The sequence below is a fragment of the Dictyobacter halimunensis genome (assembly GCF_036245075.1).
This window is the reverse complement of the sequence record NZ_BSRI01000001.1, coordinates 2,980,769-3,002,048: the sequence shown is the minus strand read 5'-3', so window position 1 is coordinate 3,002,048 and position 21,280 is coordinate 2,980,769. Positions and strand designations below refer to the sequence as shown.

19 protein-coding genes are annotated in these 21,280 nt (G+C 57.3%); 13 read left to right on the top strand and 6 right to left on the bottom strand.

The genetic code is table 11. From position 1 onward, the window contains the following. Positions 1-341: 341 nt before the first annotated feature. Both AABA21_RS12240 and AABA21_RS12235 read left to right on the top strand, forming a co-directional pair. A complete protein-coding gene (locus AABA21_RS12240) occupies positions 342-1,694 on the top strand; it encodes a WD40 repeat domain-containing protein (RefSeq protein ID WP_338250255.1) in 1,353 nt (450 codons plus the stop codon). 179 nt (positions 1,695-1,873) lie between these two features. Then, positions 1,874-3,034, top strand: coding sequence for a GntR family transcriptional regulator (locus AABA21_RS12235; RefSeq protein ID WP_338250254.1), 1,161 nt, complete (start codon positions 1,874-1,876; stop codon positions 3,032-3,034). 91 nt (positions 3,035-3,125) lie between these two features. On the opposite strand, the gene AABA21_RS12230 is transcribed toward AABA21_RS12235, so the two are convergent. Both AABA21_RS12230 and AABA21_RS12225 read right to left on the bottom strand, forming a co-directional pair. Beyond that, positions 3,126-4,265 carry a zinc-binding dehydrogenase gene (locus AABA21_RS12230; RefSeq protein WP_338250252.1) on the bottom strand — a complete coding sequence of 380 codons (1,140 nt, stop codon included), beginning with the start codon at positions 4,263-4,265 and terminating at the stop codon, positions 3,126-3,128. A gap of 135 nt (positions 4,266-4,400) precedes the next feature. Beyond that, the gene (locus tag AABA21_RS12225) at positions 4,401-5,282 is read right to left on the bottom strand and encodes a R2-like ligand-binding oxidase (protein WP_338250250.1); all 882 of its coding nucleotides are present in this window, start codon (positions 5,280-5,282) and stop codon (positions 4,401-4,403) included. 489 nt (positions 5,283-5,771) lie between these two features. Here AABA21_RS12225 and AABA21_RS12220 point away from each other — a divergent pair, with 489 nt between their 5' ends. From AABA21_RS12220 to AABA21_RS12170, 11 genes are all read left to right on the top strand, one after another. Further along, positions 5,772-6,938 carry an acyl-CoA dehydrogenase family protein gene (locus AABA21_RS12220; RefSeq protein WP_338250247.1) on the top strand — a complete coding sequence of 389 codons (1,167 nt, stop codon included), beginning with the start codon at positions 5,772-5,774 and terminating at the stop codon, positions 6,936-6,938. Continuing rightward, complete coding sequence (locus AABA21_RS12215) at positions 6,938-8,086, top strand: acetyl-CoA acetyltransferase (RefSeq protein ID WP_338250245.1); 1,149 nt, start codon at positions 6,938-6,940, stop codon at positions 8,084-8,086. Before AABA21_RS12220 ends, AABA21_RS12215 begins: the two co-directional genes overlap by 1 nt. Positions 8,087-8,095: 9 nt before the next feature. Continuing rightward, positions 8,096-8,503 (top strand): Zn-ribbon domain-containing OB-fold protein, encoded by a 408-nt coding sequence (locus AABA21_RS12210; RefSeq protein WP_338250243.1) that lies wholly within the window; start codon positions 8,096-8,098, stop codon positions 8,501-8,503. 119 nt (positions 8,504-8,622) lie between these two features. Further along, complete coding sequence (locus AABA21_RS12205; RefSeq protein WP_338250241.1) at positions 8,623-10,806, top strand: acetate--CoA ligase family protein; 2,184 nt, start codon at positions 8,623-8,625, stop codon at positions 10,804-10,806. A gap of 82 nt (positions 10,807-10,888) precedes the next feature. After that, the gene (locus tag AABA21_RS12200) at positions 10,889-11,647 is read left to right on the top strand and encodes a beta-ketoacyl-ACP reductase (RefSeq protein ID WP_338250240.1); all 759 of its coding nucleotides are present in this window, start codon (positions 10,889-10,891) and stop codon (positions 11,645-11,647) included. A 24-nt stretch (positions 11,648-11,671) separates the two neighbouring features. After that, positions 11,672-12,124, top strand: a complete 453-nt coding sequence (locus AABA21_RS12195; protein ID WP_338250238.1) for an FAS1-like dehydratase domain-containing protein — start codon at positions 11,672-11,674, stop codon at positions 12,122-12,124. Between the two features lie 74 nt (positions 12,125-12,198). Continuing rightward, positions 12,199-12,633: a MaoC/PaaZ C-terminal domain-containing protein gene (locus tag AABA21_RS12190; protein ID WP_338250234.1), complete on the top strand. Its 435-nt coding sequence runs from the start codon at positions 12,199-12,201 to the stop codon at positions 12,631-12,633. A 276-nt stretch (positions 12,634-12,909) separates the two neighbouring features. After that, positions 12,910-13,692, top strand: a complete 783-nt coding sequence (locus AABA21_RS12185; RefSeq protein WP_338250233.1) for a hypothetical protein — start codon at positions 12,910-12,912, stop codon at positions 13,690-13,692. Between the two features lie 2 nt (positions 13,693-13,694). Next, positions 13,695-14,066 carry a hypothetical protein gene (locus AABA21_RS12180; protein WP_338250231.1) on the top strand — a complete coding sequence of 124 codons (372 nt, stop codon included), beginning with the start codon at positions 13,695-13,697 and terminating at the stop codon, positions 14,064-14,066. 2 nt (positions 14,067-14,068) lie between these two features. Continuing rightward, entirely contained in the window at positions 14,069-15,814 is a 1,746-nt protein-coding gene (locus AABA21_RS12175) for an ABC transporter ATP-binding protein (protein ID WP_338250229.1), read from the top strand. Next, positions 15,811-16,788 carry an energy-coupling factor transporter transmembrane component T family protein gene (locus AABA21_RS12170; protein ID WP_338250227.1) on the top strand — a complete coding sequence of 326 codons (978 nt, stop codon included), beginning with the start codon at positions 15,811-15,813 and terminating at the stop codon, positions 16,786-16,788. The genes AABA21_RS12175 and AABA21_RS12170 overlap by 4 nt, the downstream gene beginning before the upstream one ends. On the opposite strand, the gene AABA21_RS12165 is transcribed toward AABA21_RS12170, so the two are convergent. The 4 genes from AABA21_RS12165 to AABA21_RS12150 all read right to left on the bottom strand — a co-directional run bounded on the left by AABA21_RS12165 (position 16,785) and on the right by AABA21_RS12150 (position 21,167). Further along, positions 16,785-18,656 carry a protein kinase domain-containing protein gene (locus AABA21_RS12165; RefSeq protein ID WP_338250225.1) on the bottom strand — a complete coding sequence of 624 codons (1,872 nt, stop codon included), beginning with the start codon at positions 18,654-18,656 and terminating at the stop codon, positions 16,785-16,787. The genes AABA21_RS12170 and AABA21_RS12165 overlap by 4 nt on opposite strands. Positions 18,657-18,883: 227 nt before the next feature. Next, a complete protein-coding gene (locus AABA21_RS12160) occupies positions 18,884-19,735 on the bottom strand; it encodes a multicopper oxidase domain-containing protein (protein WP_338250223.1) in 852 nt (283 codons plus the stop codon). Next, complete coding sequence (locus AABA21_RS12155) at positions 19,725-20,000, bottom strand: hypothetical protein (RefSeq protein WP_338250221.1); 276 nt, start codon at positions 19,998-20,000, stop codon at positions 19,725-19,727. Before AABA21_RS12155 ends, AABA21_RS12160 begins: the two co-directional genes overlap by 11 nt. A gap of 36 nt (positions 20,001-20,036) precedes the next feature. Further along, positions 20,037-21,167 carry a multicopper oxidase domain-containing protein gene (locus AABA21_RS12150; RefSeq protein WP_338250219.1) on the bottom strand — a complete coding sequence of 377 codons (1,131 nt, stop codon included), beginning with the start codon at positions 21,165-21,167 and terminating at the stop codon, positions 20,037-20,039. Between the last annotated feature and the right edge of the window lie 113 nt (positions 21,168-21,280).

Below are 21,280 nucleotides of genomic sequence, written 5' to 3'. Positions count from 1 at the left end.
GGAGAGCAGGGATGCAAGCGAGCATGCCGGGGGCATGATCCAGCGGCGAGCCCCTTGACTGGGGGAGCGGAGGCCGTGCCCCCGGCATCTCCTCCCCCATATCGCCCGCATAGCGGGCGAATAACCCAGCAAACGAAGTTTGACAAAGTAATACACTAGAAATCTTTAAGAATCAATAATGACTTCTTGCAAATTATCTATACAAGTTATATTAATGAAGTATGGATCACTTTGTCAATAGCTAGAAACAAATTTTACAAATTTGTCTTTTTAAACTCGTAATTTGTCCATCTATTGGGTATACTAATTCCATGCTGTATTGACAAGGAGGTCATTGCTTTATGAGTAGTTATACGAAACAGCATCATAGCCTTTATGGTACCGCTAAGACTTATTCACGCCGCGCTATTTTGCGCAATGGTGTGTTACTAGGTGGCGCGCTCTTAAGCGCTGGCTGCGTCCCTGACATCTCGGCACGGCTCAATACGGCCGCGCCGCAGAAGTCCGCCACGAACCTGGTCTGCGATATACCCTGGCAGGGGATAGACTTTGCCTGGCTGCCGGATAATAAACATATCGCCTGCGCCAGCACGCAGGGCCTATCCGTAGTCGATGTCCAGCAGCAACAGCAAGCATGGAAACAGAAAAGCTGGCCGGGCTATCGCTACACCGATGCCTACGCGGTCGCCTGGTCAAGCGATGGGACGCACCTCCTCTACGTGGCTAATAGCGCCATCCTGGTCCAGAACGCGCTCAGCGGCGAGAATCAGTGGACGCACACGATGATACCCTCAACCACACACTCCATTGCGTTCTCAGCCGACGGGGCACGCGTCGCCCTGACGCTGCCCACTACATCTGGTCCCGATTCTCTGCAGGTATGGGATGTCTCCACCCGGCGCCTGCTCTCGCACTATCAAACGTCCTCCACGAAAAATACGCTTGTCTGGTCACCCGACAGTACTCTGCTAGCCATTAATGGCCAGGATGGCTCTGTACAGGTACATCACGGTTCTGATGGGCATCTTCTCTGGCGCTATGCGACCAAAAGCACTCTACTTACCCTGCTAAGCTGGTCACCTGATAGCTCGGCCCTGGCTTTTTCTACGCCGGGCGTCCAGGGAAAGGGAGCGCTGGAGGTATGGGATGCCCATAGTGGGCGTGCGCGCTTCCATATGGATGCCCTGGTCAGTCCCAACGCACCCAACAATAAGGATAGAAGTATTGCCTGGTCACCCGATAGCCAGCGCCTGGCCTTTAGCCTTCCGGGCCAGCATAACGCGACGATGGTCGTTTATTCAAGCCAGACGGGGCGGCATCTCTTTTCCTGCCAGGCGGTTCCGGGTCAACCTGTCTACCCGACATGGTCGCCCGATGGCTCTTATCTGGCGGCGGGCAATTATCTGGTGGGCGGTGGTGAACTGGTGCAGGGAGATAATGGCAATCGTTCGGTCATACAGTTCTGGGACGCGCACAATGGGAAAACGGTATTCTCGTACCCGGCCCCAAAGAATCCAACCCAGTTATCCTGGTCGCCCAATAGCCAATATCTCGCCACGATTACCCCCAGGGCCTATGGCATTCTATCTAATAAGACCTGTCTCTCTATGTGCCGCTATGGGTATAATGACTATGCGTTACAGGTCTTTCACGTCGGTGATCCATCCGCAAGCCCTGCAAACACAAAGGGATAAAGATCAGGTATATATGGCCCGAGGAGGAACTGTGACAGGCATGAATATGTATACAAATTTGTCTGTACAAATTTGTATACCGAGTATCGCATGAGCGACTGGCTTAGAGCGGTACAATGAATTGCACTATACCTATTTACTACTATTCGTCCATTCATCGAGTGAAGGAATTTCGTACTGTGCGAAAACCCGAAAATGAGTCACGCACGAAGACAATCAAGGCCATGTATACGCAGATCGTCAACGAACTGCGTGCGCGTATCTTGTCTGGTGAGCTAACACAGGGAAGTCGGATCGCGACCGAGTATGAGATCGCTCAACAGTATCATGTGAGCAGGGGAACGGTACGTCAGGCGTTGGGTGAACTGACCCGCGAGGGATTGCTGGAGCGCGTTCAGGGCAGCGGAACGTTCGTTCGTTCGTCTGTACACACGCATGAAGCAGAGACGTCGCTTCCCGCGCAAAAGAATATCGGGGTCATTCTCAGCCACGCCACCGATGAGCTGAACATGAGGTTGTTGCGTGGCATTGAGCAGGCTGCCAGATCGCGTGGCTACCAGGTAATCTTCGCCTATAGCGAAGAGAATGATCAGTTACTGGCTCGTGATATCGCGAGCCTGCAGATGACAACGGCTGGCCTGATCCTCTTCCCACTTAGCAATCGATCGATCGATAGCACGATCGTCCGCTTAAAGCAGGTCGGCTTCCCTGTAGTGCTGGTCGATCGCTATCTGGCTGATATGGATAATGACTACGTCGTCTCCGACAACGTAGGGGGAGGTTATCGGGCAACCGAGCATCTGGCGATTCTGGGGCATACACGCATTGGTTTTGCCTACTCGCGCGCGGGCGATCTGCGCACGACGTCGGTGCGCGATCGCTGGGAAGGCTATCGCAAGGCGCTATACGAGTACCAGCGTCCTTTCGACGACTCCCTGATTCTGGCCGATCTGCCCACCGATGCGGAGCCCGATACAGATCTATTTGATGCGCTCATTCGGCGGCCGGATCTTCCCAGCGCGATCTTTGCGGTAAACGATTGGGTGGCGCTGGAATTTATCAAGGCCGCCACCCGCACCGGAGTGCGCATCCCAGAAGATGTGGCCATCGTCGGCTTCGATGATCTAAGCTACGACGAGCATTTGAGTGTGCCGCTCACGTCAATCGCGCAGCAGGGTATCGCGATGGGAATGCACGCCGCCACGCTCTTGATTAATCGTATCGAAAAGCATGTACTCGGCGAACCCAAACACATTGTCTTGCCAACCCAGCTCATCGTACGCCAATCGTGTGGCGCCCGCTTACAGGTGCTCCGCGCCCCCGATGAAAAGCCGTCATAACATCATCATCGCCACCGCCGGGCTCGCCCCGGCTTCGACCTCGTTCCCGGGCGCCCACGTCTCATCCTAGGGGAGCGTATTCATGGCGCCATCATTCCTTGAAGCGAATCAACTGCCGAATGGCCGTTCCTTGAGCAAGACGGTCAAAGCCGGTGTTGATCTCCTCCAGGGTGATCGAAGGGCTGAGCAGTTCTTCCAGCGGCAGCTTGCCGGTCATGTACAGGTGGGCCAGGCGCGCGATATCACGGCGCGGGACCGCCGATCCCATAAAGCAGCCTTGAATAACCTTCTCCTGCACAACCATGGCGGCGGCACGCAGCGAGAGAAACTTGTCGCTGGGTGGGATGCCCACGGCGATGGCTTTGCCTCCCGGGCGAATGGCGCTGAAAGCCTGGGCCAGCACATTGGTGTTGCCCACAACGTCAAAAGCGTAGGCGGCGCCTCCCCTGGTCAGTTCTCTGATGGCCGCGACCGGATCGTCCTTGCTGGCATCGATGGTGTGGTCGGCCCCCAGCCGTCGGGCCAGTTCAAATTTGGAGGGGAGCATATCAACAGCAATGATGGGTGAGGCGCCAGCTAGCTTCGCGCCCATAATCGCGCTCAGTCCAACTCCACCCAGACCAAAGACGACGACAGACTCACCGGCCTCGACCCGGGCCGTATTCACGACCGCTCCGACACCTGTGATCAGCGCGCAGCCCAGCAGGGCGGCTTTATCCAGTGGCACCTCGCGATCGATGGCTACCAGCGATTCCTGCGATACCACGGTAAACTGCGAGAAGGCCGAGGTGGCCGTAAAATAGCTGATCGGCTGCCCGCTGGTGGTACTGAAGCGCCGCGCGCCGCTGAGCAGGGTACCTCGCGCACTGGCGACGCTCCCATTCTTGCACAGCACGGGACGCCCCACGGCACAGTTGTCGCAGTGACCGCACATGGGCACAAACGAGAAGACCACGTGATCATCAACCTTGAGATCAGTAACACCCGACCCGACTTCACGCACGACGCCGCTGGCCTCGTGTCCCAGGATCATCGGATTGGACAGTTGCGGATACATCGAACCATTAATCACCGACAGGTCGGAATGGCACAGACCCGCGCTCACCACCTCCACCAGCACCTCACCCGGACCCGGCGCGGCCAGTTCAACCTGCTCAACCTGCAACGGCTTCGAATCCGCATAGGGGGCAGCCTTGCCCACCTCGTACAACACAGCAGCCTTAACCTGCATTCTAGCCTCCCATATGTTCGGACCTCGCGTCCGATTTAGCCTCTCGACGCACGATCATGCTGAATCGCATATGTTCGGACCTTGCGTCCGATTTTTCTCTCTCCGCCCGCCGCGTAGGTGCGGGGCTTGCCCCGCTTAAACCGCTTCGGCCTCTTCGTTCTCTGGGGTATGATAGACCTGTTCCAGGCTCTGCGTGCGGGCGCGGCTAATACGCTTGAGCCGCTTCTCAAATTGCTGGCGCGCATAGTCTCGAATGACATCCGGCGTGCCATCCTGCTCCTGGTGGCGTGCGATAGCCTCGAACAGTTCGTTCATGCGCGCTTCAACTTGCGGCCAGAGGTCGGGATGTTCCGCCACCAGTCGCGAAATCAGGAAGACGCCATAGGCGATGTGGCGCGATTCATCTCGCTTGATCAGGGTAATTCCCTGCCGGAAACCGGGCATGATGTTCCCCTCATCGAGCATGCGCCCAAAGCTAAAATATCCGGTCTCCGCCAGCACCCCCTCAACGATCATATTATAGAGCACGGAGGCCCGCGCCTGGTTGAGCGGCGATGGATCGGCCAGCAACAGATTCATGGTGCGAGGTAGTTCGTCAGCAAAGATATCGCGTCCGCCGCTGGCCCTGCGTCCTTCGTGCAGATCATTGTGCTCCTGCATGACCTCGTCCAGCACACGGCGAAAGAATTCGGTATGCTTGGCTTCCTCCCACAGGAACGTAGTCAGAAACATCTCTTCTTCCAGCCGATTCTCGCGCGCAACGGTCATGATCAGGGGAAGTAGATCGAGGGTGACCGCCTCTTCGCCGGCCTGAAAGGCGATCACGCTGCGCCGGATCGCCTCCCGCTTCTCTTCGGGCTGGCTAAGCCAGTCCTGGCGATCTTTTGAGAGATCAATGGCCCGTGGGTCCCAGATGCCAAGCTTCTTGGCTTTCTGGTACAGGCGCATCGGCAAGATATCCTGGCGCAGACCACTGCTGCTCAATGTCGTATAGGTCCGTTCGGGAACTGCTGTCATAGAAGCCCTCCTTGGCCGGATATGCATGTATGGCATTCAATACACATCAGTGTATTTTCTCAACCAATGAAAGTCAAGCCGCACGCACGCCATGGGTATCCGTCACATTTTTGCAATAAAGAACGTGAATCGTAGGTTCGGGCCTTGCGCCCGATTTTCCCTCTTCACGCACGAAAACGCCCATCGTAGGTTTGGGCCTTGCAAATATATAACGGACACCCGGCAAAACCGCATCCATTGAATATTCACCTAAAATATGCTACGCTTGTGCACAGACTTACAATATCAACAGTCCTCTACTTTACAGTGGATAGCGACAGATAAAAGGAACGAGCAGCATGCTATCACCAGCAGACATTCACCAGGGCGCGTGAACGTCTGCTATCTTTTTTTATGCTCCCATGGCGAACCCGGAGAAGACCAGGGTGGGTCTTCTTCTCTATTATCTGCGAGGTCACGCCTCTAGCGACAGTGCAAAGGAGCCAGTGCATGGATTTTAGCCTGACCGATGAACAGAAGATGGTTCAGCAGACCGTTCGTGATTTTGTGAAGCGAGAGTTGATGCCTCTGGAAGGCGACGTGCTACGCAATGAGCGCGAGAACCGCCCCGGCATCGAGCCCGCGAAGATCCGCGAACTGCAGCGCAAGGCCAAAGAGATGGGCTTCTGGGGCATCAATACGCCCGAGGAGTACGGTGGGGCCAACCTTGGTCCGCTAATGACGGCTGTCGTGAGCATGGAACTGGCGCGTACCTTTGTGCCGTTCGCCTTTGGCGGCAACGCCGATAATATCCTCTATTACTGCAACGAAGAACAGAAACAGCGCTATTTAATCCCTACCATCAACGGCGAGCGCCGCTCGTGCTTCGCGCTGACCGAACCGGGCGCGGGCTCGGATGCCGCCAATATCCAGATGCGCGCCATTCAGGATGGCGATGACTGGATCCTCAATGGCGAAAAGGTCTTTATTACCAACGGCAATGAGGCGGACTTCGCGATGGTCTTCGCCATCACCGACGCCGAGAAGGGGGCCCACGGTGGCGTGACCTGCTTCCTGGTCGATCGCGACATGGGCTGGCGCTCAACCTATATCCCGACCATGGGCGAGTGGGGACCGGCCTCGCTGTATTTCGAGAATGTGCGCGTGCCCTCTAAAAACATCCTGGGCAAGCTCAATGGTGGCTTCAATCTGGGCATGCAGTGGATCGGGGCGGGCCGCTGGGCCATCGCCTGCCGCGCGGTCGGGGTAGCCGAGCGTGCCCTGCAGATGGCCATCGATTATTCGCATACGCGCCAGACCTTCGGCAAGCCAATCTCTGAGCGCCAGGCCATCCAGTGGATGATCGCGGATTCAAACGTCGAGATCGAGGCGACGCGCTGGCTAGCGCTCTACGCGGCCTGGCTGGCGGAGCAGAAGCAGGATAATCGCCACGCCTCCTCGATCGCCAAGCTGCATGGCTCTAACATGGTCAACCACGTCATCGATCGCGTGCTGCAGATCCACGGCGGCATGGGCTATACCAAGGAGCTGCCGGTTGAGCGCTGGTATCGCGAGGTGCGCCTGTGGCGTATCTTCGAGGGGACCGATGAGATTCAGCGCTTCATTATCTCGCGCAACCTGCTGCGCGGCCACGTCAAGCTGGGGGAGGCGCTTTAATGGCCTCTACGCGCAGGGCCGCCATCGTGGGTGTAGCCGAGTCGGACCTTGGTCGTACACCGGATAAAACGGTGCTCCAGTTGCAGGCGCAGGCGGCCCGGGCCGCCCTCGATGATGCAGGCCTGACCTTCGCTGATGTCGAGGCGCTCTTCGGCGCCGGCAACTGGGCCTGGTCCCCCAATCTGATGCTGGCCGAGTACCTGGGCATCCAGCCTAAATATACCGATTCGACCAATATCGGGGGCGCCTCCTTCGAGGCCCACATCGGACACGCCCTGGCCGGCATTGAGGCGGGTCTCTTCGATGTGGCCCTGATCACCTATGGCAGTACGCAGCGCTCCGACCGTTCGCGCCAGCGCGCTCCCGCCGCTTTCAAACTGACGGAGCAGTTCGAACCACTCTTCGGCCTGCCGACACCCGTGGGCGCCTACGCGCTGGCCGCCATGCGCCATATGCATGAATATGGCACAACCAGTGAGCAGCTGGCCGAGGTGGCAGTGGCTACAAGAAAATGGGCCGCCATGAACGAGAAGGCCATGATGCGCGAGCCGATCAGAATCGAGGATGTGCTGAACTCGCGCTGGGTGGCGGAGCCGCTGCATCTGCTGGACTGCTGCCTGGTCACGGATGGTGGCGGGGCCGTGGTCGTTGCGTCAGCCGACCGGGCCCGCTCGACGCGCAAGCCGCCGGTCTGGATCCTGGGCCACGGCGAGTCGCATACCCATAATACCATTGCCAACATGCCCGACCTGGCCTCTCATCGGTCGGCGATTACATCAGGCAAAGCGGCCTTCGCCATGGCGGGCTTGATGCCCTCGGACATCGATGTGACCGAGATCTACGATTCGTTCACGATTACGGTGATAATGACCCTGGAGGCGCTGGGCTTCTGCGCGCCCGGTGAGGGCGGGGCCTTCGTCAGTGGACAGCGCACGGCCCCCGGTGGTCCCTTCCCGATGAATACCAATGGCGGGGGACTCTCCTACTGCCATCCCGGCATGTATGGCATCTTTCTGCTGATCGAGGCTACGCGGCAGTTGCGCGGCGAATGCGCCTCCCGCCAGGTTGCAGACGCACGCGTAGCGCTGGCCCACGGGACCGGTGGCGTGCTCTCGTCAGCTGCGACGGTTATTCTGGGAAAGGAGTGATGGAGCGTTATGCCTGAACAATTACCAGCTTCGCTGCTTCAGCAGGATAGCGATTCGCGTCCCTACTGGGAAGGTCTGGCACAGGGTGAGCTGCGCATCCAGCGCTGCACCGGATGCTCTCAAGCGGTATTCTATCCGCGCTCGCTCTGCCCACACTGCCACGCCACCACCCTGGAATGGATCGTCGCCAGCGGTCGTGGACATATCTATTCGTACACCGTTGTCCACCAGGCATACGGAGCGTTTGCCGCCTCCACACCGTTTGTCGTCGCGCTCATCGAACTAGAGGAAGGAGTACGTATGATGTCGCGCCTGGTCGATCCTCCCGGCCAACACATCCAGATCGGAGCGGCGGTGCAGATCGTCTTCCAAAACGTCGGCGACGATCTCACGCTCCCATATTTTCATATCGCGTGAATACGCCCCGCGTCCGATGAAACCCATAGGTTAGGACCTCGCGTCCGATTTTCTCTCTCGACGCACGACGATGTCGCCCATACGTTCGGACCTCGCGTCCGATTTACGAGGTAATAACGATGTTACCATCTCGACATATCTCAACGGAGCAGTTGTATCGTTTCTTTCGGCCGCGCAGTATCGCGCTGATCGGGGCCACCGATAATTCGCGCTGGTCGATCTATACCTTTGATAATCTGCGAAATTTCGGCTTCGCGGGTCCTGTCTACCTGGTTAATCCCAATCGGGAGATCGTGCATGGACAGCCAGCGTTTCGTTCGCTGCGCGATGTGCCGGAGGTGGTTGACCTGGCATTCGTGATGGTCTCGACGGCTCGCGTGCTGCCTATCGTGCAGGAGGCGGCCGAGCTGGGGACGACGCGCTTCGTAGTGCTGACCTCCGGCTTTAGCGAAACCGGCGATGTCGGCACACGCCTTGAGCAAGAGTTGCTTGAATACGCTCGCGCCCATTCGCTGACCATCCTGGGGCCCAATGGCAACGGCTTCATCAATATCACCGATCAGATTACGCCTTATGGACTGCCCATTACGCCTCCACTCAAGGCGGGTCCGGTTGGAATAGTCCTGCAGAGCGGCGCGCTCACCAGCGCGGTGCTGGCCTTCGCCCAGGGACACGCCATTGGACTGAGCCTGCTGGTTGCTATGGGCAACGAGAGCATGATCTCAGTGACCGACGTGGTGGACTATCTACTCGACGATGAGGCAACGCGCTCGATCGCGCTCTTCCTGGAGTGCGTGCGCCATCCCGCCGAGCTGCGGCGCGTGGCCAACAAGGCTCGAGCGCTCGGCAAAGCCATCGTGGTGCTCAAGATCGGCAGCAGCGAGGCCAGCTCGCGTACGGCCCTGGCCCATACCGGCGCGCTGGTCGGCAACGATGCTATCAACGCGGCGGCCTTTCGCCAGCTCGGCATGATCCGCGTCTCCTCACTGGAGGACCTGCTGACGACGGCGGCCCTGGCCGGATATAATCCGCCGTTGCCGGGACGCCGCATGGGCGTGGTCACACCATCCGGCGGCGCCTGCGACATCATCTCAGACCTGGCGGAAGAGGTGGGGCTGCAGCTGCCCGAGTTCGCGCCCTCGACCATCAAGAAGCTGCGAGAGGTGCTGCCCCCGTTCTCAACCAGCCACAACCCACTGGATGTAACCGGCTATGTGGTAGTGGATGCCACTCTGCAGCAGCGCGCGCTTGAGGTGGTAGTCAACGATCCCAACATCGATTTCGTGCTCAATCTGACAACCGTCGAGGGGGGACGCGAACCTACGCCCGAGACGCTGGCCACAACGCTGCCGCTCTATGATAATCTAACGCGCATTATCCGCTCGGCTCCGTGCCCGGTCATTCTGACCACCAATACCTGCCTGGACCTGCCGGGGACGACACGCGTGGTGGTCGAGCACACCGGGCTGCATTTTATCTCCGGACTCGAACACGGCGTGCGCGCCCTGGCCAGATTCCTCTGGTGGTCCGAACAATTGCGCGCTCCCCAACAAGAATTGGCGCCAGATGAGATAACACTGCCGCCACTTTCCATCGATCCCACCGTCGAAACGTGGTCGGAGGCTCGTGCACGCTCGCTCTTGCAGCAGGCCGGCATCCCACTGGTGCCGGGACAACTGACCACAACGGCACCAGAAGCGGTCGCGGCGGCCCGTGCCCTGGGTCTGCCCATGGTGCTCAAGATTCAATCGCCGCAGCTTCCTCATAAAAGCGATATCGGAGGAGTCGCGCTCAATATCCAGACAGAGGAGGAGGTCGCGACAGCCTTTGAGGCCATGCTGCAACGCGTTCGCGACCAGGCTCCGCAAGCGCAGATCGAGGGTATCCTGATCACACCGATGCGCTCAGGCGGCGTTGAGCTGCTGGTCGGCATCGTGCGCGATTCCCTCTGGGGGCCCGTGCTCACGCTCGGCCTGGGCGGCATCTGGACGGAGGTGCTCAAAGATACGGCGGTCCGCGTACTGCCGATTCCACAATCAGAGATCATCACCATGCTGGGCGAACTACGCGGCGCGGCCCTACTGCGCGGCGCGCGCGGCCAGCCAGCGATTGACCTACCGCAACTCGCGGAGATCATACACCGCATCTGCTTTTTGGCCCTGGCCCTGGGGCCCAACTTGAACGCGCTGGAGATCAACCCCCTGCTCGTTCAAGCCGGCTCAATCGAGGCCCTGGATATATTACTTGTGGGTGCGCCCTTGCGGACAATTTCCCCTCCACGCACGACGACGCCCACACCATAGGTTCGGCCTTCGCGGCCGATTTACCCTTCACGATATTTTTTCGAACGCCCCTCACGGGCGCATTATGAAAGGACATAACATCATGGCGAAACATGAAGGACGAGTAGCTTTTGTCACCGGAGCTGGTAGAGGGATCGGGGCGGCCACAGCCCTGCGCCTGGCCGAGGATGGCGCGCAGGTGGTGGTAGCCGACATCGATACCGATGGCTGCCAGCAGGTGGTGGCTGAAATAGAGAAGATCGGGGCGCAGGCCCTGGCCGTCTCCTGCAACGTGACGGAGAGAGAGGCGGTCGAGTCCGCCATCCAGCAGGCCATCGATCGCTTCGGCCGCCTGGATATTCTGGTTAACAATGCCGGCGTGTTACGCGATAACCTGCTCTTCAAGATGACCGATGAAGACTGGGACACGGTCATGGGTGTGCATCTGAAGGGAGCCTTCCTCTGCAGCCGCGCTGCCCAGGCCTACATGGTCAAGCAGAAGTATGGGCGCATCGTCTCGCTCTCCTCTACATCCGCGCTGGGCAATCGCGGCCAGAGCAACTACTCCACCGCCAAGGCGGGCCTGCAGGGACTGACGCGTACTCTGGCCATCGAGTTGGGCCAGTTCGGCATCACGGCCAACGCGGTGGCGCCAGGCTTTATAGATACCGAGATGACGCGCGCCACAGCCCGCCGTATGGGCTTCGATCCCCAGGAGCGTATCGAGGCGGCCTCCAAGGTGATTCCAGTGCGCCGCGTAGGCCAGCCACGCGATGTCGCCAACGTCATCAACTTCCTGGCCTCAGAGGAGTCGAGCTATGTCAGTGGCCAGATCATCTATGTCGCCGGCGGTCCACGCTAAGTTCTCGCATGCAAAGGAGTCCCTATGTTTGACACCAGTAAGATTGGCACCAGCTTCGCGCCCTTCACCTACGAGGTACAGCGCGGCAAGATCCATGAGTTGAACCTGGCCATCGGCGATATGAACCCGATCTACCATAGCCGCGAGGCCGCGCAGGCCGCCGGCTATGCCGACGTCCCCATCTCGCCAACCACGCCCACCTTGTTCAACTTCTGGGGCAACCGCACACGCGGCAGCAGCATGGCGGACCTGGGCATCGACGTCTCGCGCATCCTGCACGGCGAGGAGGAATACGAATACCTGGCCCCCATCTATCCCGACGACGTACTGACCGGCACCACCACCCTGATCGACGGCAAGACCCGTCCCGGCAGCGGCGGCCACTCTCTGGACATCCTGACGCTAGAAACCCGCTACGTCAACCAGCACAACCAACCCGTCTTAAACACCCGAGCATCCCTCGTCATCCGTACATAAACCCGCCCACGGGTCCCATCGTACGTTCGGGGCTTGCCCCCGATTTAAAACCGAACCGAAAGGAGCCACAATACATGACCAACCCGGTGCGATATGCCGACGACGTACAGGTCGGGGACACCATCCCGCCGTTGACGACACCGCCGATCACCCATCTGCAGCTCGTGCGCTACGCCGGCGCTTCCGGCGACTTTAATCCTTTGCATACCGATCCCTTGGTCGGTGAGCGAATAGGGACCGGCGGCATCATCGCCCATGGCATGCTGATCATGGGGCTGGTGGGGCAGATGGTGAGCGATTATGTGGGACCACAGGCCCTGCGCAAATTTGGTGTGCGCTTCAAAGGCATGACCCACCTGAACGACATCATCACCTGCACTGGCATGATCACCGAGAAATTCGAGGCCGACGGCGAGCAGCGCATCAGCGGCAAGGTTCAGGCCATCGACCAGAACGGAGACGTCAAAGTGGCCGGAACCTTCGTGGCCGCCTTGCCCACCCGCCCATAACCCCACCCTCTGGGCCGCCTTTGTATTGATAGGCGGCCCAACATATGCTCAAACACTTCTCCCTGTTTCTCACCTATCAGAAATATATCTTCTACATAGCCCGCATTCTCATAGATAGCAGTTATAGAAGATTTACTCACACTTAATATTAAGATTACTTTTAATTAAATTAGAGCTTCTATACTTTACTCAGGATTAATCCACAACAATCACTGTTCTTTTACATCGTTACCAGTTAATCGTTATCACTATGTATTTTCATAGGGAGGTGTGGACATGCTTCCTAAATCTTGGGAAGGCACGACAACGGTCAACCTACCATATCCGGTCAGCCTTGTCGTGTACATTATTATCTGGGCACTGGTTATCGCCGGGCTCTTCTTTATTTATCAGCGCAGCCGCAAATTTGCTCGCTGGACGACACAGGACATCTTGATCATCGCCATTATGGGTGTGTTGCTTGAAGTGTATGACAACCTGATTGGCGACCAGTTCATTACCCCGATCATCCAGTTGATCCCTTTTGGCCACCTGCTGGCGTTGAATGATCTTCCTTATATGTTTCTGCTGATGACCGGCATCGCGCTGATCCGTAAGCCCGGTTGCGCCACGGCCATGGTCTTCTTGAATTTCATCCTGATGCAGTTGCTCTATAGCGGTACCGGCATCAATGTCTTGATGTGGCCGTATGGTCTGCTGCAGGGTCTTCTGTTAGATGTCTATATTGTGCTGCGTGGTGGTCAGGTGTTCGCGAAGGGTGATTGGACGGCGGTCATCGACGGCCTGATCCTGGGGGCACTGCGTGCCTTCCCTGCGGTCACGGTGCAGAGCGCTTTCCTCGGACCCTTCATCGAGGGCTCGACCAAGACGCTGGGCTACATCTTCTTCTATACTCTCTTCAATACGATTGGTAATGGCATTGAGGCGGCGGTCTCCGGTCCTCTGGCGGTCCGTATCGCGCGCTCGGTGAATCCTGCCTCTGCGTTAACCAGGACGCCCAGGCCAGTTGAAGAGCCACGAGATGTGCCAGCCAGTAGCGCACTGGGAGAAGGGAGATAACCATGAGTAGTGTTACACTCAGACGGGTCGCGATCGCGGGCCTGATTTTGACCATTCTGGTGGCCCTCGATGGCATTTATATGCTGGTGACCAACTACCATCCCGACGATACCAGTAATAACACGCTGCACATGTCGGATGGGACCACGGTGCTGGTGGCTGCTGCTATCTTGCTGGTCGTCACCATTATCGCCTTTGTCATGTCTCGCAATGCACCTGTTCAGCCCGCCGCTGACACGGTTCCCGCCGCTGACCCAGCGGCACCTTTAGCGGATAAGACGCCTGACAACGTTGCCGATACAGCAACTCCCGCCGCACCTGTGGCGGAATATAGCACCACAGAAGCCGAAACAAGTACAGAACTCAAAGGATAACCATGCCTGACCTGAACGTTGATAACGTATCATTTACCTACGCAGGTTCAGAGCGAGCAGTATTACATTCTGTACAATTAACCATCCCTGCGGGCGAGTTCGTCTTGCTCGCAGGTCCTTCGGGGTGCGGAAAATCTACCCTCGCTCTGGCCCTGGCCGGTCTCATACCCTCGCGGATCGCCGGCACATTTGAAGGTCATGTCTACCTGGGCGCGCAAGAGATTGGTACCATGGAGGTACACGAGGCCGCCCAACACATCGGCATCGTCTTTCAAAATCCTGATGAACAACTGGTCCACCTGGATGTGGAGTCCGAGATCGCCTTTGGGCCCGAGAATCTGGCCCTGCCACATGCTGAGATCGAGCGGCGTGTGGTGACCTCGCTGGCTCATACGCGCATGGAGGCCGCGCGCAAGCTGGAGATATTCACCCTCTCTGGCGGTCAGAAGCAGCGCGTGGCGATCGCGGCCACCCTGGCCATGCAGTCGCGCGTCCTGGTGCTCGACGAACCCACCTCCGACCTCGATCCCGTGGGGACCCAGGAGGTATTAAGCGTGCTGCATATGCTGAACAAGCAGTATGGCTGGACCATCGTGCTGGTTGAGCATAAGATCGATGAGGTCGTCCCCTGGGTGGACCGCGTGCTATTGATGGATGAGGGCCGCATCGTGGTGGATGCTCCGACCCGCGGAGCCTTCAGCGATCTAGCTCCCTGGCAGCAGCTGGAAGTTTCGGTACCACAGATGGTGACACTGGCGCATGCCTTGCCAGACGTTTTCCAGCACACACTGCCACTGACCGCCGATGAGGCCTACGCGGCCATGGCTGATTCAGCCTATGCCGGGGTACTGCTCGAACACGCCCAACGCCAACCAGCCATCTCAATCTATCTCGATGCGTCTGGCAAACCGCGGGCAGAGGATGTTCTCAGATGGGAGCAGGTCGGATTATCATACGGCGCGAAAACGATCTTGCGAGACATCAACCTGACGGTTCAGCCACAGGATTGGCTAGCGATCGTGGGCGCCAACGGAGCGGGAAAAACTTCGCTGGCCTCGCTGGCGATGGGCTTCCAGGCCCCTACCCGTGGTCGCATATTCTCCGGAGGCAGGTCGGTCGTGCCGGGACAGATCTCGCGGCAGGCGGAATATATGGCCTACCTCTTCCAGGCGGCGGACAAGATGCTGTTTACGGCTTCGGTCGAACAGGAACTGTCGTTTGGTCTCAAACACCAGCGAGGTCGTCAGCAACAGAAGCAGCATCCCTATACGGTGGAGAAGCTGCTGGAGATTATCGATCTGACCGCCGATCGCGCGACCAATCCGTTTCATCTCAGTCATGGACAGCGCAAACGCCTGGCGATCGGTGCCCTGCTGGCACGCTATCCACAGGCATTAATCCTGGATGAGCCTACGACAGGACAGGATGAAGGGCACGCCCGCGCCTTCCTGCAGTTCTTGCAGTCCCTGCGACAGAGCGAGCTGTTAACCTATATCATGATTACCCATAATATGGGGTCCGTGGCTGAATACGCCAATCGCATGGTGGTGCTGCACGACACACGCGTTGTATTTGACGGGGCGCCTGACTATGTGTTCTCGCATACGGATGAGCTGGCTGGCTATGGGATTCTGGCGCCGCCGATTGCTCAGCTTCACTCCCGCCTTTGCGGCGGCCAGGCTTCCCGCGTTTCACTTAGCGTCCAGGCGTTTCTACAAGCGCTCCAGTCTATCGAGGCACATTTATGATTCCCTGGCTATCCCAATTTTTCTCGCACACCCTGGTTGGCCAGACCATCCTGGGGTATCTGTTAATGTTTGTGGTGCCATTGAGCCTGCCGATCCTTTTCGTGGCGCTGATCGGGGCCAAAGGGCTGCGCCATATGTTCTCATATGAGCCACGCCCCTCAGTGATACATAGATTGGACCCGCGCATCAAGGTGCTCTATCCGTTTATCATCGGTATCTTGAGCGTGCTACTCAACTGGAACTTCGTCTATGCCCTGCTCATTTTTACGCTCATTCCCTGGATCCTGGTGCGGCCCTCCGCGACACGCGTTCGGGTCGTGCTGACGATGGTTTTTACCCCCGCCGTTGGTCTGATCTGGTCGCAGGGGATGTTCTACGTTACTTCTCATTCGGTCACGCACCTGTTTTATACTTTTCCGCCCACGCTCAGCTGGGTAGGAACACCTGGTCTATCCACAGATGGGCTCCTGTATGGCTTGCAACAAGCGGGGCGCGTAATCGTGGCTCTGTCGGCATCGCTGATTCTGTTGCTGACCACGACCCCGGCCGAAATTATCTGGGCCTTCTATAAGTTCCGCATGCCCGCGGCGGTCGGCCTGGCGTTTACGGTAGCTTTGCGCTTCTTGCCGCAGTTGATCGAGCGCACCACCGTTTTACTCCAGGTACTGCAGCTGCGCGGTTACGATCTGAGCCGACCGCGCTGGTGGGAGGTCGCGGACTGGCCCGGCTACATTACCCGCGTGGTGATCGCCATCCCCACCATCACGGTGCCACTCTTGATCGGCTCATTGCGCTCTACCTCAGTGACCGCCATGGTGGTGGATGCCCGCGCCTTTGGTACAAAGCGCGAGCGCACCTCTCTTCATGAGTATCATCTGACAACGGGCGATTACTGTGCGGTCGCGGTGCTCACGCTCGTATCCGTGCTGACCCTGGTCCTGATCCTGCTGCACATCGCCAATCGCCAGGCTTAGCTGGGACTCCAGATGTGGATGCTTCTATCACTACTGCCGGAGGCAAGCAACTTGCCATCCGGCGACCATTTGACGGCATTGACGGCATCGCCATGACCCCGATAGCTATAGATCACTTTGCCATTGTTGGCGTCCCAGATGTGGACCGAGCGGTCGGCGCTGGCGGAGGCAATGGCCGAGCCGTCCGGCGACCACTGAATCGCGGTGATGGGCCCTTTGTGCTGATCATAGTGCACTGGTGAGATGCCTGTGATGGGATTCCAGATATCAACGTTGTTGTTAGATCCACCATAGGCCAGCAGCTTTTTGTTCGGCGACCAGTCGAGGGCGTTGATCGCGTTGATCGCCGTTCGCTGGTAGACACGGGTCTGCTCACGTTTCAGCGATTCTCGGTCCCCGTCCATACCGGTTCCCACAAACCACATCTGCATTGAACCTTCTTTACTGGCGGCCACAATATAGGTGCCATCCGTTGACCAGTCAAGCGCCTGCAACTGCTGGATCTTGCTGTTGTACTGAACCACAAGCCGACCGGTTTTGACATCCCAGATCTTGATGTTGTTGCCAGCCATGTTGATCGAGACAATGAATTGACCGTCCGGTGACCAGGCGAAATAGCGGATCGGGGCGTCTTCGAGCCAGGAGGCCAGCTGCATGCCCGAATTGGTATTCCAGACCTGGATGTTGCCTTCGCTGCTGGCCGAAGCGACCGTGACACTCGTTTTCTGTGGTCCCCAGGCCACCATCTGCACCTTGCCGCGATGCCTCTGATAGGTTTTGACTACCTGCCTGGTAGCGATATCCCAGATAGAGACATTTCTACCATCAGCTGCCGCCACAATATGCTTGCCGTCCGCGGACCAGTCCAGACTCATAACGGGCTCGCGCAATGTACAGAAGGGGCCGTTGCTCTGCGCAGTCGAGGTGAGATTCAGCTTCGGACGCAGACCCGAAGATGATTGGCGCACAGGTGGAGGATTGGTGTTCCCTGTGCGCTGCACCGGACTGGCTTCTCTGCTCGCCTTCACCGTACCACGCACCTGAGGCTTCTGATAGCTGGCCTGTTCCAGGGCATTGGCAAAATCGATAATACGCGAGAAACGCCGGGTTGGATCTTTAGCCAGAGCGGTAAACAGCGTGCGCTCAACCTCCTCGGGCAACGCTTGCATCTGGTCGAGCAGCGACGTGGGAGACTGCATGCGATGCTTTTCGATGATGGTGTTGTATGAACCCTGAAATGGGGGTCGTCCACACAACCACTCATAGGCCACGGCGGCCAGGGCATACTGGTCACTGGTAATATGGGGCTGGTTCATGAATAGTTCAGGGGCCATGTACAGAACATTGCTCATCGGGAGGGGATGATTCCTGGCGGTCAGGTTACGCACGATGGTACTGATGCGGATGTCGCTCAAGATGACGTTGTTCTGCCCATCCAGGAGCATGTTCTCTGGCTTGATGTTCAAATGGGCCAGTCGATGGTCATGAATATATTGAATGGCTGCAGCGAGCTGCTTGATGTAGGTCACGACGATAGAGAGGGGGAGCCGCTGGCCGTCCTTTAGCCGCTGCCGCAGCGTAGTGTTGGCGACGTCATCCATCACTAACAGGGGCACGCCATGCTCCCTTTCAGCATCCCGGGTGCGTAAAATATATGCATGGTCTAGCTGGGAAAGATGTTGCACCTCGCGCCGAAACATCTGCCATTCACTGTCATTGAGCTGCAGGTGCCAGAGCTTGATCACCGCCTGCCTGCGCCCCTGAATATGCGTTCCTCGATATATCTCGCTGACGCTACTCTGTCCAATAAGGCCTTCCATACGGTAATTGCCTAATTGTCTCCCAATAAGAAGTGATTGATCTACCATATAGAGGGCCTCCAAAAATACATAAATAAGTTCTCCGCTTCACTATTTTAAGGAAATATTGTGATAACGTCAACCATTTGGTTGTCCTGTTGAATATAGTACTTGCCTCTTGCTTGCCCTGGCTTCGTTTCTCTTCATTTTTGCATGTACGCAAAAAAGCAATCATTACATGTATGCCCTTAATGGGAATGCAATGATTGCTCGAAAGCATGTGTTTAATTATAACACTATTTGACAGTAATAGTGGTCAAATTGGTGTCTGATGTAGGAACACTGGATGGTACATTCTCATCTATATGTTCGTGCAGGGTATACGTTCCCGCGCGATCTACATGTACCAGTACGTCGTTGTGCTCGGCGGGACCAATGCTGATGGTATCGCTGATCGGATACTGGCTCAGTTTGCGGCCGTCGGTACCGATGGTCTGGAACTTGAGTCCGGACGCGCTCAGCGTGTAGACCTGGGTTCCCGCGTTGACCAGGCGCAACAAGACGGTCTGTCCGGCCTTCGCGTTCACCACGGAACGGGGATCCTTCAGGGTCTCGGGCCAGGTCTTCCCGTTCAGCAGCGCATAGCTGACCTTGGATTTGGTCCAGTCAACATCAGGTGCGTTTTTATACAGCGTATTATAATCGGCGTTATGCCCTGGCAGATCCAGGTCACTGAGCACAAAGGTGGAGTCAACGTCAAATGCCGGACTATTGAGGTAGGCGTGATTGGGCTGGCCAACCGGCCGGACGATGATGGCTCCATACATCCCCATCTGGATATGTTCGGGGGTCGATTGATGACAATGATACCAGTAGGTTCCGGCGTGATCGGCGATAAAGCTATAGGTAAATTGCTCACCTTGCTTGAGCGATCCGGTCTGAACCCCTTTCCCTTTGGAACCGTATAGCAACACCTTGCCATTGGCGTCCCGTGGCGGGGTGGTCATAGGATCACCATCCGAGGGGCTATAGAGATCAAGGCCGTGCAGGTGAATAGTGTGGCCGTCACCGGCGGTATTATACTGTGTCTTGGTTGGATCTTTATCGTTGATCAGGATAACGTTGACTTTGTCTCCCTCATTGACCACGAGGGGGGGGTCCTGGGACCTGCGCCGGACCTTTGGGATTGTCGGTATAACCAAAGACATAAGCTTTCTTCCCATCGGGCATAGTGATCCAGTTGTCGCGTACGTAGAGCTTAAACGTCCTGGTCTGTGGAACCGCTGCGCCACCCTTCGCATTTGAGTCTGTCTGTCCAAATGGGAGGTTACAGGCGCCCAGCATCCCGGTAACCACGAAGGCTAACGCCAGCAGAAGGACCCTGATAATGACACGGCCTCTGTGCTTCTTCATAAGCTTCAATTCTTTCCTTACCTTCTATTACCGACGCTAATTTTTCTGAGCATCAGCGCCCATGTCTGGCATCGGGACCGGATTGGTTCCGTTGGGCAGGCTGACGTTGATGGTGGTCATCATGCCACCAGGAAACACCCCGTTATTGGTGATGTCGGCCTCGATGTGGTCATGGAACATGTAACGTCCGGGCTTATTCAGGAGCATGCTGATGTCAGCCGTTTCGCCCGGCGCCACCATCACAGTGTCCTTCTGATAGGGCTGCGCCAGCTTCTGTCCATTGGCTCCGATGACAGTGAAGTGATGGCCGTGCGTATGCATCATGTGGATTTCAGAGCCAGCGTTGACAAAACGCACCAGTACGCTCTGCCCGACCTTGACGTTGAGGGAGTCATTAGGGTCCATCGCCGTATCGGGCCAGGATTTACCGTTGATAAGGAAGTAGTTGGGATGATATTTTGTCCAGTCTGCTGCGCTCCCTTTAAAGATGGCGTCATGCGCGTTGCTATCCATGTCGCTGAGCACAAAAGTATATTCCTTATTATACGGTGGCGCACCAGGATAGGCGCGGTTCAGGATGCCATTAGGCTTGATCGTCAAGTCTCCGTAGAGCCCCATCTGCATATGTACCGGCGTGGAGTCATGGTAGAGGTAGGTACCCGGCTGCTGGGCCGTAAAATGATAGCTGACCTTTTGCCCCTGCTGGCTGCTTTTCGCCAGCGGTCCCATGCCAATCTCTTTGTCAAGCTCGGACGGGTGTTTTACTCCATCCACGGTCTGGACCGGTGCGGTCGTCAGGTTGCCCGTGGCATCAGGGAAAATATTCATCAGTTGGGGGGTGTCGTTAATGACGGTGATGTTCACGCTATCACCCTGGTTCACCACGATCGGCGGACCCGGCACCTGGGCGGGTCCCTGCGCCTTGTCGCTATAACCCACCACATAGATACGCTTCCCATCGGCCATCTTCATCATGTTGTCACGGATGTAAAAAGTATAGTTATGCACCCGCGCGTGGACCTGTTGTGCTCCCATTGTGGCGGCCCGCGCCGATTCACGCGGGATCTGGGTTAGCACAAGCACCCCGATCAGCAGAACAACCACAGGCAGTACCAGCAGCGCTAATGCCTTTGGATTCCGCGTCACACGAAAGTTCTTTTTTGTCATACAGTCTGATCCTTATAATTGCATATCCCTCACATATACCAGCTATGTACTGGCTACGGGTGTCCCTGTACCCCTCGGGGCAGCACGCTCAACCGATGCCATAGATAAGAATA